This is a genomic window from Elusimicrobiota bacterium (genome assembly GCA_026388075.1).
GTDB lineage: Bacteria > Elusimicrobiota > Endomicrobiia > Endomicrobiales > JAPLKN01 > JAPLKN01.
Genome location: JAPLKN010000060.1, coordinates 1 through 16,406, shown reverse-complemented (window position 1 = coordinate 16,406; position 16,406 = coordinate 1). Strand labels below are relative to the sequence as shown.

The window sequence follows — 16,406 nt, the reverse complement described above, 5'->3', positions numbered from 1 at the left end:
GATATTGAAGACTTAAGCGATGCCCTTTTCTTACAATAAGAATTTTCCCGGCATATTTAGAGGTATGGGCAAAAATCCTTTCTTCACCCCACGGTTTTTTAATGATTTTTATTTTATTCATTTTTTATTCTAGTATTAACTGTTTGCGCAATATTCATCTTCTTAATTTCTTATTAATGTTCTAAAATTTTAAGAAAAAAACGCTTCGGCATATATTACGGCTGATCACAAATTTTTTAGCCGAAGCTTTTCTAAATAGTACTAACTTTATTCATCTATGTTTTATTCGGAGTCTCATTATAGAAAAATATTGAAAATTTGACAAGCTTTCCAATTTATGGTTAAATTCCAGCATGAAAAATACTTTTGTTCGCCCTAACTGGGACTGCTACTTTACAAAACTCGCGTTCCTTGTTGCTGAAAGGTCAACCTGCCTTAGGCATCATGTCGGGGCTGTAATTGTAAGAGATAAAAGAATTCTGACTACCGGCTATAACGGCGCCGCCCAAGGAGTAAAAGACTGCCTTGAACTTGGATGCTTAAGAAACGAAATGAAAATTCCTTCCGGCGAAAGGCATGAGATTTGCAGAGCTATTCATGCCGAACAAAATGCTATTATACAAGGCGGACTTCACGGTATAAACATAAAAGGGGGTACGATTTACTGCACACACTCGCCCTGCATACTTTGCGCTAAAATGATAGCAAACGCCGGAATAAAAAGGTTTGTAATGGCAAACGAATATGCCGATTCTTCATTTAAGAACCTATTTAACGAAGTCCACATAGAGTTTACAAAAATTGAAAGGCCCACCTTAGAAATTTCCATCCTTGAATGAAGCCTCCACGAGTTTTGCTCGTGGTACCCTAATTTTTTCGGCGAAATCCCTGCCCGCCGGCAGGCGCGGCGCTGAAGTCCTTCGGCTTTACTCAGGACAGTGAGCATGTCGAACTGCCGTGTCAGCAATGCAGCAGCCGGTCCGCCAGTGGCGGAAATAGCTGCGCTAATTGATGACACGTCTGGCGGAGGCGGATAAAATGCACAAAAAAGCTACTATCGGAAGATTATTTATTGGAAGATTTGAATATAAAGATGACCTTCTTGCGTCTTTGAACAAATTCTGCCGGAAAAACAATATTTTTGCAGGTATTTTTTCGCTAATAGGTGCGGTTCAAAATGCTAAACTTGGTTACTATGACCAAAAAAGAAAAAGATATAAAAATTGTGTCTCTTTAAACAAAAAACTTGAGATTGTTTCATGCTCTGGTAATATTTCTCTGAAAGAAAAAAAGCCTTTTGTCCATGCGCATATAGCTCTTGCGGATTTACGAGGAAAAACCTTCGGCGGCCATCTTATGGAAGGAACTAAAGTTTTTGCAGCTGAGTTTTTTATTCAAGAGTTAACAAATATCAAGCTAAAACGTTCAAAAGATTCAATAACCGGCCTGCCTCTTTTTACCCCGTTAGAAACGGCCTAACGACCGCTTATTTTTAAAACTGCGAAAAGCTATATCTATTGTTTTTTGTATCCCTTATTTCTTCTTAACGTTTCTCCGTTTCTAACGGGGTGGACCCCATCTGAAACAGTCTAACAATCGTTGATGTCTGAAATTCAAATATTAAAGTTGAGGCTGTTGCTGAAGTCAAGTAGTGTCACCCCGAACTCGTTTCGGGGTCTAATAAACGATTATAATGCGCAAATAGATGCCGAAACAAGTTCGGCATGACAAAAATGGGGTTCGGCAACAGCCTCATTTTTGATTTTTAATTTCAAAAAAGCAAAAAACTATATTCATCGCATTATAGTATTCCTTATTTCTTCTTAACGTTTCTCCGTTTCTAACGGGGTAAATAAAAAACCAACTGTGGTTAATTCGCCAACAGTTGGTTTTTTATTTAAAATTTAAGAGCTAAAATTATATATGTACCGGAAATTCGTCTTCATCCAGAGCAGCATTTGCAAAAACCCAAATGTTTCCTGAAGAATCTATCGCCCAATAACTGCAATCCAACGTAGCTGTCTTGTCATCGTAGATGGGGTTAGCCAATGCCCGATAAAGTGTTTCATTAAATGCCACATTATATGCCGTCTGGTCTGGAAGAGGAGGAGTAATATTATCAAGGTTAATGGCGCCTACCTTCAAATCCAACTCGCCGGCAGTACCCTGTGCTGGCGTCCAAAAGGTTCTATTTCTTCCTCCAGGAAAATTGTGGTCATCCCAAAGCTGTGAAGTCGGCGCCGTGCCTTTTACATTCCATTGGTCAAGCAAAGAATCCCTGATTTTAAGCAACGAGAAGGCACGCGAACCTTCGGCAGGAGCATTATTGATATAATTTTCATCTTCATCTATTGCTCTCTGAATAGCATTAAGTATGCCTCCTCCATAAGCATAAGTAATTCCATCCTCCAAACCGCCAAGGCCAAGAGAAACAAAATCATCAGTATTTGTCATTTTTAGTGACACCAAGCCATTGCCCGAAATATCCAATGTTCCAAAAACTTTAGTAGCCGCAGGAAACGTTTGTCCTGTATCCTTGTTTCTAAATAATGCCAATATTCCTGTGGGATTCTCCTCACGAATCGCAAAACCCGCCTTTGTCTGGTCACCATTCTTGTAATATGTAGTATCAGAAGCCATATAATCGCCTTCATCCGGATAGGTATAATTTACAGACTTTACCAATCCGCCAGGAATGCAGGTAACTGAAACCGTCTTGTCATAGCTTTGAGAAACTACATTTGTTAAGGTATCGTTATAGAAAAACTCCTGCAATAATCTAACTACTCCGGACTTGTTATTTTTATCCGAAACAGGATCTTCCACTTTAGACTGCCTTGAAAAAACGTCATAATAGGTAATTCTATTGTTGTTCCCGGTTTCATCATAATCCTGCATTTTTACCAGTTTTGGCCCGTCATACGTATATTTTTGCGCTAAAAAATAGTCGGTATCCAAATTCGGACTTGCAACTTCTCTTCTTAGTTTTTTAACAGTTCTTTTCACGTTACCGGCATACGTTTCAATTTGAGTATGAACAGACTTTTCAAGATTTAACGGATCCGTACTTTGATAATTTTGAATATTGTAGGTATTAACTTCGGTAAGGTAAGGTCCGTTGTATGTATATACTACTTTGCCCCCCACAATTGAATCATTTTCTAGAGAGTTTAGTTGATAGGTTAAAACCTGAATTAATTTTCCTGTAGGATCATATTCTTCAACACTTGTTGTAAAAGCATAAGGATCCGTCGTCAATTTCCCAGTCGGAGGGGTAGCGCTAACATCTTCATAAGTAATAACCACGCCAGAAGCATTACTCAAAGAACCTGTGCGTGAAATTTTGTAACTGCCATTGTCAGCATATACAACACTGGCATCGTAACGCAAGCTTACCATACTGCCATCGTAACGCAAGCTGTCAACGATAGAATATGAACTTACAATTTTTCCCGCGACATCAAATCCCTGAAAAGTGTTGCTTACTAAATCGCGAGTTTTTTGTACTACGCCGTTTGCGCTAAAATAAGAAATTGATTGCGGAATGAAGATCGTATTATTAATAATTGCACCGTCTAGCCCCGGATGGCCCGTAACGCTGCCGTTAGCATAAACTCTCGTAATGGAGTTAGTGGCAGGGTTATTTATTGCGTTATAAGTCCCGGTAAAACCAAAATTTGAATAGTCGTAAATAGCCGTTATCTGGCCTTTTACGCCGTTGGGATCGTAATCAGCAATGAGCGATTGACCTAAGATAAGAAATAGCGATAGACAAACTGCAGTTGTTTTAGAAATCAATGATTTTTTCATTTTTTTGTCCTCCTTTTAATAAATGTTTAAAACATTGGATCAGTAATAAATATATATAATTTCAATTGATTCCGCGTTTACATTATACTACATATTTATGTGGAAAATTAGTCAAATTTGTGAAACTATTGTGAATAATAATCAGAATATCATGCACGATTCTTCTTAATAACGCCGGAATCTATCAGCTCTTGTATCTGCCCTCCGGTGGGTTTTTTAAAAAACATATATCTTCCTACTTCATCTCCGCGAACATACGCAATCAATACATTTTTTCCCTCTTCCCATAAACCGACAAGTTTGCCCTTAGAATACAGCCATTCCTTTGTCAGCATATTATCTACTGATGAATAGGTCGGTTTACCGTCTTTATCATACCAGACCGTTTCGTGAAGATAAGTGTCATATGTATAAATCAGTTTTTGCCCGTCATAAAAATACTCTTTAGTTGTATTTCCCTGCTGATCCACTTCTCTCTGAGGTTTTCCGCTTTTATAGAATGTTGTCCTGCCCATATTGTCCAAAGTGCTGTAAAGAACCATCCTGCCGTTTTCATCGGCTCTATAATTGTATTTCAAAAGAAGATTCCCGTACTGGTCTTCAGTCCTATCCATCTGACCGTTAGACGGGAAATAAAAAGTTCTGTTCATGCGGTTATCTGTTTTATAAATCAGCTCGCCGTATTCATTGTAATTGTATCTTGCAACTATTGCTCCTTCGTAATTAAGATCATATGAAGGAAGCCCTTTGCTGTCAAAAACCGTTCTGGTCTGAGTAAGTTCGTCAATAATATTGCTAATAATCTTTCCGAACAAATTGTACTCGTATGTTTTGGTTAGATTTTTACTGCTGTCATATTCTTTTGAAACATTACTTCCGAAGGCAAGTTCCTGGTATCCCAAAAATTCCCCTTTACCGTCCCTGATTTCCCTAATATTTGAATTAGGTTTTACTTTAAGTATTCTTGTGATGTTGCCGTCCTGATCCTGCTCAACTGTTGTTCCCTTTAGCTGAAAAACTCTTGATCCATCCTGATTAATACTTACTATAACTTTTCCGTCAGATGTATAAATTTGTATTACTCCGTATTTATCTCTTGTTACCATCGGGCGATAACGCACAATACTAACCATCTCGTTTGGCTTATAAAAATCTTTTAGGTCTTGTATGGCCCTTCCTTCAGGGCCGAAGGAATACGGGGACTGGTTAAACGTAGAAAGGTCGCCAATTATGTTAGGAGGGTTTATTCCCAATATAAATAAAACACAAAAAACTAATTTAAAAATGTTTGAAATTTTTAAACTGATGGCGCTCATCTTACGCCTCCGAGCCTATATAAGTTAACTCTTCTTACAAAAGCATTATACTGTAATAGTAAAAAAACATATGAAAAAAGATGTGAAAAAAATGTGAACATTTAATTGTATTATCCTAGTGTTTTTTAACTTTTCTCGCCCATAAATGCAGCTTTAGTCAGTAATTACTCTATTTACGTATCTCTATAATATCTTCAATATATAGAGCCGGATAATTCTTAAATGTAGTTTTGGCTATGGTTACGCCCTTTAACTTTACTTTTTTGCCAAGCCCATTTTTTTCTATTCTCATCATATATGGGGTATTGAGAAGTATATATTTAGTCCCAACCTCAGATTGTATAACCATCTGAACAGAACCTAGATCGTCTTTTTCCTTTGTTACTTTGCCTGAAACTATGATTCTAGCACCTGTGGGAGCGGTGTGGGCAACCGGAGGTATTCTATATGCAGTAACCTCCTCCCCTGTTGGTAATTTTACCCTGATTTGCTGCGGCAGGTTTTGGGGCGTTGTTTTCTTAATTCTTTTACTCAATAATGAATACCCGCTTACTACAACAGCCAATGCAATTACTGACAAAGAAATAACAACATACGTTTTTTTCACTTTTTCCTCCTGGCGGCCATTTAAATGTCCGATATATTTTATCGGTAACTTCTGCAAGAAATTATTAAATACTCGTCAATTATTGTTCTCTATAATATTTAAATGCTTACCTTACCAAAGTTATGTCTTCAATTCTGAATGATCTGTATTTTCTGCCAAAAATTACGGCATCTTTTTGCCAGCGGCCCTTAAGATGAACCGTTCTATCGTAATATATGTATCCCAAAGTTCTTACGTAATCCAGATTTGTCAAAACTATTGTTTCTTTACCTTTTTGAATTGCCACCATCATTTTTGAATTAATATCATCGGGATTATTAGGAATAAATACTACCTTCCCCTCAAGAACGTCTAACTCCTTTTTTTGCTTCGGTTCAGTAATGGGAAGTTCAGCTATTTTATATCGCGCGATTACTTTTCCTTCTTTTTTTACTACTTTTTCAATGACTTCTGAATGTTTCTTTTCGGAAAAGGGCTTAACTAAAACTAAAATTACTGCGCACGCTAAAGAAATAATAAATAAAAAGGTTAAACCCTTTCTCATTATAGCCTCCGCCACTTATTGATTAAGATTTTTGTTAAGGAAGGTAATTTCTTTTTCATAAGCTCGCTATTAATAAACGGCTCCGGGACTAAAAATCTATCGAACTACAATCAATTTCCCTGTCTGAGTTTTTTCAGAACTTTTTACTACCCAAAGATAAACTCCGCTTGAGACGTATTGGCCCGAATCATTTTTTCCGTCCCATTTAGTATTAACTGTCACGTCATTGTTACATTCAATTTTTCTTACCAGATTTCCGGAAATAGTATAAATTGATATTTCGCCCGAAGAAGGGACTCCCCTAAAAGTTACCCCTTCCGCAAGAGTACCGGTTTTTGCCTTACCGCTTTCAGGAATCCAAGGAACCGGCGCAACTGATACATCAGCTAAAAGCAGTGAGGTGAAAACCAAAAAAGAAAATACAGAAATAAGATTTACTTTATTAATTTTTGAAAACATTTTTTCCTCCCATTGTCACGCCATAATTGGGCTATTAAGTTTCTTTCTTCGCCACGGCGGAACATTAAGTTTTTAAAACCTTTAATAGTTTATCAATAAACGGACAATTTAATCAATTCTTTCCAAAGCGCGTTTTGATTCCAGTTTATCCGGTTCATATGACAAGGATCTTTTGAACATATCTTTTGCTTTATTCATATCGCTTCTTGCAAAATAAGCCATCCCTTGTTCATAATACTTCTGAGCAAGCTCCTTGCCGATTCGTTCCAAATCGGTTTTAGCCAAAGTATTTTCAGGATTATAATCCAGCGCTTTTCTGTATTCAGAAACAGCTGCTTCCAACCTGTTATTTCTCAAAAGTTCTGTTCCCAGCTTGTAATGCTTGTCCGTTAAAGCTTGATTAACCACAGTAATATAATTTCTTGTGTCTTGAATATAATCAGTAAATTCATAGCTTATCGCAAGCTGTTCGCTCCTTTGAAATTTGCTTAAAGAATCTTCTAAATCTCCCTTTTCATAGGCTTTAAGGGCCTCGTCAAAAATCCTGGCCATTTCACCCTTCATTCCTTCTTGCTCAACGGCAAGTTTTTCAGCTCTTACCTTTGCATCCAGATCAGAAAGATTTTGCTGAGATCTTTTTATCATATCCTGAGCATCTAAACGATTCGGGGAAGCTATTACAACCGCTTCAAAATATTTTATAGCCTCTTCATATTTTCCTGAATGGTAAAGGTCCAATCCCCGAGTATAAAACTCGTTTACTTTGCCTGCCGCAATCCTTGAAAGCTGTTCATCAATTTCTAGAATTCGTTTTTTTGCCTCCTGATTTTCCGGATCAACCTTAAGGACATTGTTAAATTCCTGTTTTGATTTAACTAAATCGCCTTTGCGGTAAAGCTGCGAGGCTTTTTTCCAAGTATTTTCTATCAGACTAAGATTTATTCTAACAACTTCTTCCTGTTTTACATCGGAAACAATTTTTCTAATGTTATCAACCCCTTGTTTTGCAACGCTGTTATACGGATCTGTGTAGATAACACGGTTATAATATTCGCTCGCCTCAATATAGTTTTTCTTGCTCAACACGCTTTCCGCCTTTTTGAGCCATTTATTTATTTGTTTTACTTTTTGTTGATCCTTTGTTTCTAAGGCATTGATAATTTTTTCAAGATATTTATGGGACGGAGCATGATCGGGATAAGCAGAAAGTATATTTTCAAATTCTCTGCGCGCTTCAATATAATCGCCTCTGTCATAATATGCTGCCGCTTCCCTGAAATGTTTATTCAGATAGTAATCAGATGCCTTTTCTTCCGATATAATACTGTCTAATGCCATCCCGACGCTCATCATATTAATATTTCCGAAATTGTCAAAAGGAACAAAAGCGTAATCAAAATTAAAACTTCCGAAGTTAAGCCCAAAACCGAAACGCGCGCCGGTTATCAAGGAATCATTTGTTTTCCTCCAGCCCACGCGAAGATTCATGAAATAAACCGGAGAAATTGCAGCGCCTACGGAAAAGGAATTAGGTTCATCTTTTGGCATAGAAAAATCCAGGGTCAAAGAAATATCATAAAAGTTCTCATTATTGTATCCGACGCCAAAATCAAAAGATGAATGAAGCGAGGCATCTTCTCTTACAAACTTCATTGAGGAACCGAAATTTTTATAGACCATCCCTGCGGTTAAACCGTTGAGTATCGGAATATTATAGATTCCTCCCAAGTCCATCGCAATCGCTTCAGAAGAGTAACCGCTTAAAGCGCTATGAAGAAATTTCACATTTAACCCTACAGCTCCGTAATCTTTTCGCACAGGGACTTCCGAAAATATCGGCAAAGCATAACTTAATACTAAGCCCGTATCCCCGGTAGCGCCTACATCGGTAGGGCTAAAACTATTATCAAGCCCTACAAAATTACCGTAATCTAAAGACAACACTGAGACGCCCAAATTGCCATGTATTGCCGGCAAGGCAAAACTAGCCATGTTATACCTGGCATCAAAAGGCAACGATAACTGGTTGAAAGTAATATATGCCCGGTTGATCCCCACCAGAGCAGCAGGGTTACTGAATGAAGAACTTGGAAGCGAGGATTTTTGTGAAACCGCCCCGTCGCCCATAGCGACGGTTCTGGGATCGGGAATAATTACTACGCTTTCTGCTGAAGCAAAACAAATTCTTGAAATTAAGATAATTGTCAATAAAAACAGCGTCCCTTTTAGCATTTTAGTAATTAAAAGTCCTGTTGGAAATAATTTACCGCATAAAATTGTATTCATGATTTTTCACCTTCCCCCGGAGATTATTAAATCTTCAAAACAAATTAATAAGCTTTTTCGGTTCTATCACCTAATAATTTTTTCAATTTCCTCACAGAAACAGATTCTATGTCTTTAACTTTAGCTGCCGGAATTCTTAGTTTTCCGCCTACTTCTTTTAATGACCGAGAACCATTATCGGTAAATCCAAAACGCAGCTGTATAACCTTTCTTTCTATCGGTGACAAATGTTTCAAAAGTTTCCCTATATCCGTCTTATCGTCTTGTATGTCCAATATTTCCTGTATCTTTTTTTCTTTTTTGTCTTCTACCAAATCTCCAAGCCTTTGAGTTTCATCTTCTTCATCCAATAATTTATCCAAAGATATTACGTTGAACAAATTCATCTTATCGCTTACTATTTCACGGACATCGTTAATATCCATTTTTAATTGTTTCGCAATAATTTCCAGTGTTGGACTTTTGCCTTTCTTGGCTTCTTCGCTAAGGCTTTCAGATATTCTTTTAAATTCCGTCAAAGTACTCTGCGGAAGATCAACGATAGCGAGCTCGCTTGTTATGTATTCCCTTATATTTTTGAGAATCCAAAACCAAGCATAAGTAGAAAATTTTACTTTTCTTGCCGTATCATAACGCTTCATCGCATCTAAAATTCCGCGGTTTCCTTCGGCAATAAGTTCGTCCAAACCGATATTATGAAAGAGCGAGTGAAACTTTTTTGCAATATTTAATACCCAGTCAGAGTATTTCTGAATTATTCTATTTTTTGCCTCTTCATCGCCTTTTCTAAAAGACCTGAAAAGCTGTTTTTCCTCAATTCCGTTATGGTCAACGTTTTTTTGCTTTTTTCCTGCCATAGGCCTTTTTTATTTCCTTCTGAGGAACAAATTTAAATCCTCTGCCGAACATCGTTACAATCCTTTTGGACCATTTTCCCAGCGCCTGCCTTAAGTTTTTTATATGAGTATCAATGGTCCGTGTGGTAACCGCTGTCTGGTATTCAAAAACGCTTTCAAGAATGAAGTCTCTGTCTAAAACCACATTGGGTTTTTTTAAAAACACATATAAAAGGTCAAATTCTTTAGGCCTAAGAGCAATTTCTTTTTTAGCTAAATGAACGGTTCGTGAAATTATATTCAGTTCAAGCCCGTCTACCTTGATTGCCTGCACTTCCTCTTTTCTTTCTACCCTTCTTAACAAAGATTTTACTCTGGCAATTAATTCCTTATTGTTAAAAGGCTTTGTGACATAATCGTCAGCTCCCATTTCTAATCCTATAATCTTATCCGTTTCAGAAGATTCAACGGTAAGCATAATTATGGGGACATTCTTAGTCTGAGGATTAGAGCGTATAAGCCGGCATAGCTCAATTCCTCCTATACGAGGAATTTTTATGTCAAGGATCACTAAATCAGGCTGAGATTTAAGGACTTTCTTGTAACCTTCTTCCGTATCCGCGCTTGATATGACCATATACCCCTCTTCCTTAAAGACATCTTCCAAGAGGCTTCTTATCTGATCATCATCGTCAATAATATGAATTTTTTTACTAATCATTTTTTCCGCCTGTCAACAAAGTATGAGCTTTTTTCCCTTTGCCTTGCGATTTTTCTAATTTCTGACGCTATTTGAATAATTTGCCCGTAATGAACAACTTTTTTTGTATCATTTGGAACTACCGCCATCGTAATTGTTACTAAAGGGAACTTATTTTCTTCCCCTTTCCTGTTTTTTATCAGTATATATCCCTTTTTTCTGTCTTCTTCATCGTAATACATCGCTACACTTTCGTCAAAAAGCTTTATAAGTCTTTCACAAATAATTTCAGGCTTGTCAAACTTCGTTAAAATTACAAAATCATCTCCCGAAACATGGCCTACAAAATCTTCTTTAGAACCCATCTCGCGTACAACTTTCAAAAAAAGGCTAACCGTGCTTTTTATTAATTCATCCCCTCTTTGAAAGCCGTACATATCATTGAAACTTTTAAAATTGTTAAGGTTCGCACTGATAATAGTAAAAGAAAAATCGCTTTTGATCCTTTTTTCTATTTCTTCCTTAACAGCAGTATTTCCTGATAACAATGCCAAAGAACCTGAACTTATAAACTCTTCCGATCTTGAAAATATCGCCTTAATCCTTGTAATCAACACCCCCGGATCAAACGGTTTTACAATATAGTCGTCAATGCCAAGTTCAAGCCCCGTTATTTCATCAAACTCCGTGTCTTTTCCCGTAAGCATGATGACCGGTTTATTGAATAATAATGGGTCTTCTCTCATAGCCCTAACCACATTATATCCGTCTATCCCGGGCATCACGCAGTCAAGGAGCACAAGATCAGGAGAAGCGCCATAAATTTTTTCCAAACCCTCGCTTCCGCTGGACGCTTTAATTACTTCAAAACCTTCAAACGACAAAATCTCGCTTATAGTCTCCTGAAAAGCTTTAGAATCATCTATAACAATTATCTTTTTCCTGCTCATAACTCAAATTCAATGTAAAAGATACCTGAAAGTTTTTTTACTTTAAACCTTTCCTTTCCAATACTGAATTAATTCTGGCTATCAGCTGAGCTGACCTAAACGGCTTCGTTATATAGTCATCAGCGCCAAGCTCAAGCCCCTTAATCTCATCATATTCACCGCTTAAAACCGTGAGCATAATCACTGGCTTGCTGTAAAGAACAGGATCTTTTCTCATTCGCTCTAAAACTTCATAGCCGTCCAAAACAGGCATTGAACAGTCTAAAATGATTAAATCCGGGGACTCATCATAAATTTTTCTTAAACCTTCTTCCCCGTTTACAGCAGTAATTACCTTAAATCCTTCCATAGTAAGGATATCATCCAGCATATCCCTTAAACTCGGTTCGTCATCAATTACTAATATTTTTGCCACTTTACCGCCTATTTTAGTTTACCAATTTCACATTGGCAATATAAATTTAAATGTTGAACCTTTCCCTAAAACACTTTCCACCCATACCTTGCCGTCATGCATTTTAATAATTTCAGCCACAATCGCAAGGCCAAGCCCGGTTCCTTTCGGTTTTTTTGTTTCGCTTTCACTGACCTGATAAAACTTGTCAAAAACACTTCTTAAGTCTTCCTGAGGGATCCCTATTCCGGTATCCTGAACCCACACTTCCAAATATCTACGCAGGCCAGCTCTTAAAGATATTCCCCTGTGCGGCTCTACAACTTTAGCGCTTATAGTAATTACATCATTTTCTGAAGTAAATTTCAGGGCATTTCCCAAAAGATTTGTCATAATCTGTTTTATCTTTTCCTGATCGGCATTAACATTAGGAAGATGCTCGCTGATATCAATTTTTATCTTTTTTTTCTGTTTTTCCGCAAGGGATTCAAAGAGCGATACAATTTCACACGTAATCTGATATATATCAACCGGCACTTTTCTGAGCTCAAAATGCCCGGCTTTTATTTTCGTCAAATCCAAAATATTATTGACAAAACCAGTCAATCTTATCGCGGCATCTTTAATAATCTTAAGGCTTTTTTCTTGCTTTTCTTTTGTTAAATTCTTGTTCAAAGCATCAAGTAAGAAATCACAGTAGCCGCCGATCGCAGCCAAAGGAGACCTGAGCTCGTGAGATACGCTTGAAACAAAACTGTCTTTCATTACATCAAGCTCTTTCAGCTTTTTGGACATCTTATTAAATGAATGCCCCAAACTTCCAAGCTCGTCCCTGCGGTCAATCTCTACCCTTGCATTTAAATCCCCGTTACCTATGCTTTCTGCGGCTACAGCTAAAGCAAGAATAGGTTTATTCAGATAGAAAGCCAGGATATTTGCAATAATTATCCCGGCAGCAAAGGCAATTGCCGCCGCTTCAAATATTTTTTTAGTTAAAAGAACAAGCATTTCCTTAATCTGTCTTTCATGATAGCTTTGAGAAAAGCCAACTCTAATGGTCCCTCTGTATTCTTCCCGTATAAAAAAAGGGACTGAATATTCTCTGATCTGCTCTTTTTTATTCGGTGAAAAAAAATCTTCTATTGTTTCGCCTGAAACGCTTGAAATCCTGTATTTTAAGCTTTCTTCATGATCCCGAGATTTAAAAAGAACCGTCCCGAATGGCGAAACATATCCCGCATAAACAATTTTCGGGCTGTGAACTTTTATGACAGAGCTTATCACATTGAAAATTTGTATCTCGTCCCTGACAACTAAAGACTCGTTGCAGGTATACACCAAATCCCTGAATATTCTTTCGCGAGTCTGTTCTAGAAGCGTTGAATACATGCTTTTTTGCGAGATAAAAATGCTTATTGATATTCCAAGGATCACAAAAAGAATTAAAAGAGAAATATAAATAGTAAATTTCGTTCTTAGGCTCATGACTGCCTTTAATGAACATTTTTCAAGTTAGTTATTAAAAATCCAATAAAATATTTATAGAACCCTTAATAAACGCTTTCAAATATCTCAAAGAAAGCGCCTCCGTTAGATACGGCTTAACATCAAAAATGTAAAGCATACCCAACGGAGTAAAAATACGCTTGAACTAAATTTTCCTAAATTTTATATTTTAAATTAACTTTCTTTTTGTTCAAGTTCCACGGAAATTCCGCCTATTTTGGCAACAACTACATTATACAGCCATGAAATCAAAACGATTCCTAAAACCATAATAGCTGTATAAAGGATGACAAAAATCAGCCAGGATAAAAGTCTAGCACCAATCGAAAGGTTCCTTGCTATTTCTGTTGGAAAAAGGAAAAATGTGAAAATCCCAATAACTATTCCCAATACACCGAAAACTATCGGAATACTTTTTAAAACTGAAACTAAATTGATCTTTTTAATTTCTTGAACTGCCATGATATCCTCCTATAGAAAAATTTTGCGCTTCAAAAACGACTAGCCACCACCCCCTTCATGCTTCCCGTTTTGAATTATAATCGACAAACTCAATATTGTCAAGGCTTTTATTATTGTAAATATAATGCGTTTTGTGTTCACAAATTTTTCACAAGTTACTGAAGATAAAGTTTTTTCATGTCTTCCAAAGTTAAAGGCTTATAATCCTGAGCGTGCCCGGCTGTGCCAAAATCTTTCATTTTTGAGGCAATGAGTTTCGCTAAGGTTTCCCTTGCCGGGCCGAGATAATCTCTGGGATCAAATTTTTCCGGAGTCTTTGCAAAAACTTCCCTGATCGCCGCAGTTACCGCCAATCTTCCGTCGGTATCAACATTTATTTTTGTTACTCCCAGTTTTATTGCTTTTTGAAGCTCCTCCATAGGAACTCCCTGGGCTCCTGGCATTGCCCCGCCGTACTTATTTACCGCGTCAATAAGCTCCTTAGGAACTGAAGAAGCTCCGTGCAAAACAATAGGAATATTTATCAGTTTTCTTACTTCAATCAGCACATCAAAAGCAAGGTTTGATGCCCCTTTGAATTTGTATGCTCCATGGGAAGTTCCGATTGCTATAGCCAAAGCATCAAGGCCTGTTTCATCAACGAATTTCTTGGCTTGTTTTGGCTCCGTAAGGTGAACAGAACCTGAACCTACACCATCTTCAATCCCGCCTAAACAGCCGATTTCTCCTTCAACAGTAACCCCATACTTATGCGCGTACTCAACTACCGATTTTGTTACCCCAGCATTATAATCATAGTCAGACGGAGTCTTTCCGTCTTCCATCAAAGAACCGTCAATCATTACCGACGAAAATCCCAAGCTGATAGCTTTTTTTACCGAATCTAAAGAATTGCCGTGGTCAAGATGCATCGCGATAGGAATATTAGGATTTTCTTCCACTGCCGCAACCATTAGATATTTCAAATATGTAAAATTACTGTATTTTAAAGCTCCCCTGCTTGCTTGAACTATTACCGGCGATTTTGTCTCCTGTGCCGCAGCCATAATGGCTTGAATCTGCTCCATGTTATTAACGTTATAAGCTCCTACTCCGTAACCTTTTTTTCTTGCCTCATCTAAGATCTGCCTCATCGCAACTAACGCCATTTCCGCCTCCTTATATTTTTTATTTATTTTTGTTCTTTGCTGAAACTTTTTCTTTACCTTTTGATTTAGTTTTTCTATAGACGGTTTTAGTTTTTTCTATGTATACGCCCATATTCCTAAATTTTGAGTATCGTTCTTTTGCAATTTTATCAGGCGCCATTTTACTGAATTTTTCAATGTATTTCAGTAAACTTTCTTTAATATTTTGAGCCGCTCCTTGAGGGTCCCTGTGCGCTCCGCCAAGCGGTTCGTTTATTATCTCATCAATAATTTTAAACTTGAACAAATCTTGGGCAGTTATTTTCATTGCTGCCGCGGCTTCTGGAGCCTTTGTTGCGTCATGAAACAATATTGCCGCACAACCTTCAGGAGAAATAACGGAATAATAAGAATTTTCAAGCATAAGAACTGTATTTGCGACCCCGATGCCCAATGCGCCGCCCGATCCGCCTTCTCCGATTACAACACCAATGATGGGCACTCTTAAATCAGACATCTCTTTTAAGTTTCTTGCAATCGCTTCGGCCTGCCCTCTTTCCTCGGCCCCGATGCCCGGATATGCGCCCGGAGTATCAATGAACGTTATAATAGGACGGTTGAACTTTTCTGCAAATTTCATTATCCTTAATGCTTTGCGGTATCCTTCCGGATGGGCCATAGCAAAATTTCTCTCAAGATTTTCTTGTATATTTCTTCCCTTTTGATGCCCTATAACAACAACCGGATAATTTTCAAGGAATGCAAGACCGCAAACGATTGACCTGTCATCACAAAAAGAGCGGTCGCCATGCAATTCAATAAAATCCCTAAATATCATTTTAACGTAATCCAGCATATACGGCCGTTTAGGATGCCTTGCTAGCTGGACTTTTTGCCAAGGATTCAAAGAACTATAAATTTCCCCTTTGAGTTTTTCTGCCTTTTTTTCTAGGTCCAGAATTTCCTGGGAAAGCTCAACTTTCCCTTCCTGGGAAGAAATTTTCAGGCTTTCAATCTTCTTTTCAAGCTCAATAATCGGTTTTTCAAAATCAAGTCCAATAAATTCTTCCGCCATATTATCCTTTAATTTCTAGAATTTTCCCGTATAACTTATTTTCACTATGCGCTCAGCTTTTCTATCCGATGAAGCAATATCCCTGCCCGCAACATCTATGCCTATGTTTTCTGAAACATTAAGCCTTAGGCCGGCATTTAATCTTGCCTCAGGGAAATAATTTACATTATCATATTCTGCAAGAATCATAAATTTTTCTTCTATTTCGTACTCAAAATTGGTAAAACAATATATTCTATTCTCTTTGAAATCGTTCATATTAGCACCCAAATTTATATTTAACCCGGGCACAAAAAGTTCCCGCCCAAAAACAATAAAGACGCCTTTCTCTTTC

Annotated in this window: 17 protein-coding genes; 2 read left to right on the top strand and 15 right to left on the bottom strand. The window is 37.5% G+C overall.

What is annotated here, in order from left to right; all coding sequences use genetic code 11:
- The first annotated feature begins 353 nt into the window (after window positions 1-353).
- Together NT145_03165 and NT145_03160 are read left to right on the top strand one after the other, a co-directional pair.
- A complete protein-coding gene (locus tag NT145_03165) occupies window positions 354-839 on the top strand; it encodes a dCMP deaminase family protein (protein ID MCX5781692.1) in 486 nt (161 codons plus the stop codon).
- Between the two features lie 199 nt (window positions 840-1,038).
- Window positions 1,039-1,479: a DNA-binding protein gene (locus tag NT145_03160; GenBank protein ID MCX5781691.1), complete on the top strand. Its 441-nt coding sequence runs from the start codon at window positions 1,039-1,041 to the stop codon at window positions 1,477-1,479.
- A 438-nt stretch (window positions 1,480-1,917) separates the two neighbouring features.
- Here NT145_03160 and NT145_03155 read toward each other — a convergent pair whose 3' ends face one another.
- From NT145_03155 to NT145_03085, 15 genes are all read right to left on the bottom strand, one after another.
- Window positions 1,918-3,810: a hypothetical protein gene (locus NT145_03155; GenBank protein ID MCX5781690.1), complete on the bottom strand. Its 1,893-nt coding sequence runs from the start codon at window positions 3,808-3,810 to the stop codon at window positions 1,918-1,920.
- A 149-nt stretch (window positions 3,811-3,959) separates the two neighbouring features.
- Window positions 3,960-5,126: a hypothetical protein gene (locus tag NT145_03150; protein MCX5781689.1), complete on the bottom strand. Its 1,167-nt coding sequence runs from the start codon at window positions 5,124-5,126 to the stop codon at window positions 3,960-3,962.
- Window positions 5,127-5,295: 169 nt separating this feature from the next.
- Window positions 5,296-5,733 (bottom strand): hypothetical protein, encoded by a 438-nt coding sequence (locus NT145_03145; protein ID MCX5781688.1) that lies wholly within the window; start codon window positions 5,731-5,733, stop codon window positions 5,296-5,298.
- Between the two features lie 106 nt (window positions 5,734-5,839).
- The gene (locus NT145_03140; protein MCX5781687.1) at window positions 5,840-6,277 is read right to left on the bottom strand and encodes a hypothetical protein; all 438 of its coding nucleotides are present in this window, start codon (window positions 6,275-6,277) and stop codon (window positions 5,840-5,842) included.
- Window positions 6,278-6,373: 96 nt separating this feature from the next.
- Window positions 6,374-6,736, bottom strand: coding sequence for a T9SS type A sorting domain-containing protein (locus NT145_03135; GenBank protein ID MCX5781686.1), 363 nt, complete (start codon window positions 6,734-6,736; stop codon window positions 6,374-6,376).
- 108 nt (window positions 6,737-6,844) lie between these two features.
- Window positions 6,845-9,022 carry a tetratricopeptide repeat protein gene (locus NT145_03130; protein MCX5781685.1) on the bottom strand — a complete coding sequence of 726 codons (2,178 nt, stop codon included), beginning with the start codon at window positions 9,020-9,022 and terminating at the stop codon, window positions 6,845-6,847.
- A 44-nt stretch (window positions 9,023-9,066) separates the two neighbouring features.
- The gene (locus NT145_03125) at window positions 9,067-9,879 is read right to left on the bottom strand and encodes a sigma-70 family RNA polymerase sigma factor (GenBank protein MCX5781684.1); all 813 of its coding nucleotides are present in this window, start codon (window positions 9,877-9,879) and stop codon (window positions 9,067-9,069) included.
- A complete protein-coding gene (locus tag NT145_03120) occupies window positions 9,851-10,579 on the bottom strand; it encodes a response regulator transcription factor (protein ID MCX5781683.1) in 729 nt (242 codons plus the stop codon). Before NT145_03120 ends, NT145_03125 begins: the two co-directional genes overlap by 29 nt.
- A complete protein-coding gene (locus tag NT145_03115; protein ID MCX5781682.1) occupies window positions 10,576-11,508 on the bottom strand; it encodes a response regulator in 933 nt (310 codons plus the stop codon). The genes NT145_03120 and NT145_03115 overlap by 4 nt, the downstream gene beginning before the upstream one ends.
- Before the next feature lie 37 nt (window positions 11,509-11,545).
- Window positions 11,546-11,923, bottom strand: a complete 378-nt coding sequence (locus NT145_03110) for a response regulator (protein ID MCX5781681.1) — start codon at window positions 11,921-11,923, stop codon at window positions 11,546-11,548.
- A 27-nt stretch (window positions 11,924-11,950) separates the two neighbouring features.
- Complete coding sequence (locus NT145_03105) at window positions 11,951-13,387, bottom strand: HAMP domain-containing sensor histidine kinase (GenBank protein MCX5781680.1); 1,437 nt, start codon at window positions 13,385-13,387, stop codon at window positions 11,951-11,953.
- 195 nt (window positions 13,388-13,582) lie between these two features.
- Window positions 13,583-13,870 carry a hypothetical protein gene (locus tag NT145_03100; protein ID MCX5781679.1) on the bottom strand — a complete coding sequence of 96 codons (288 nt, stop codon included), beginning with the start codon at window positions 13,868-13,870 and terminating at the stop codon, window positions 13,583-13,585.
- 155 nt (window positions 13,871-14,025) lie between these two features.
- Window positions 14,026-15,018, bottom strand: coding sequence for a ketose-bisphosphate aldolase (locus NT145_03095; GenBank protein ID MCX5781678.1), 993 nt, complete (start codon window positions 15,016-15,018; stop codon window positions 14,026-14,028).
- 19 nt (window positions 15,019-15,037) lie between these two features.
- On the bottom strand, window positions 15,038-16,072 hold the full coding sequence (locus NT145_03090) for an acetyl-CoA carboxylase carboxyltransferase subunit alpha (GenBank protein MCX5781677.1): 1,035 nt from the start codon (window positions 16,070-16,072) through the stop codon (window positions 15,038-15,040).
- A gap of 15 nt (window positions 16,073-16,087) precedes the next feature.
- On the bottom strand, window positions 16,088-16,406 hold a 319-nt coding region (locus NT145_03085), incomplete at its 5' end, for a hypothetical protein (GenBank protein ID MCX5781676.1).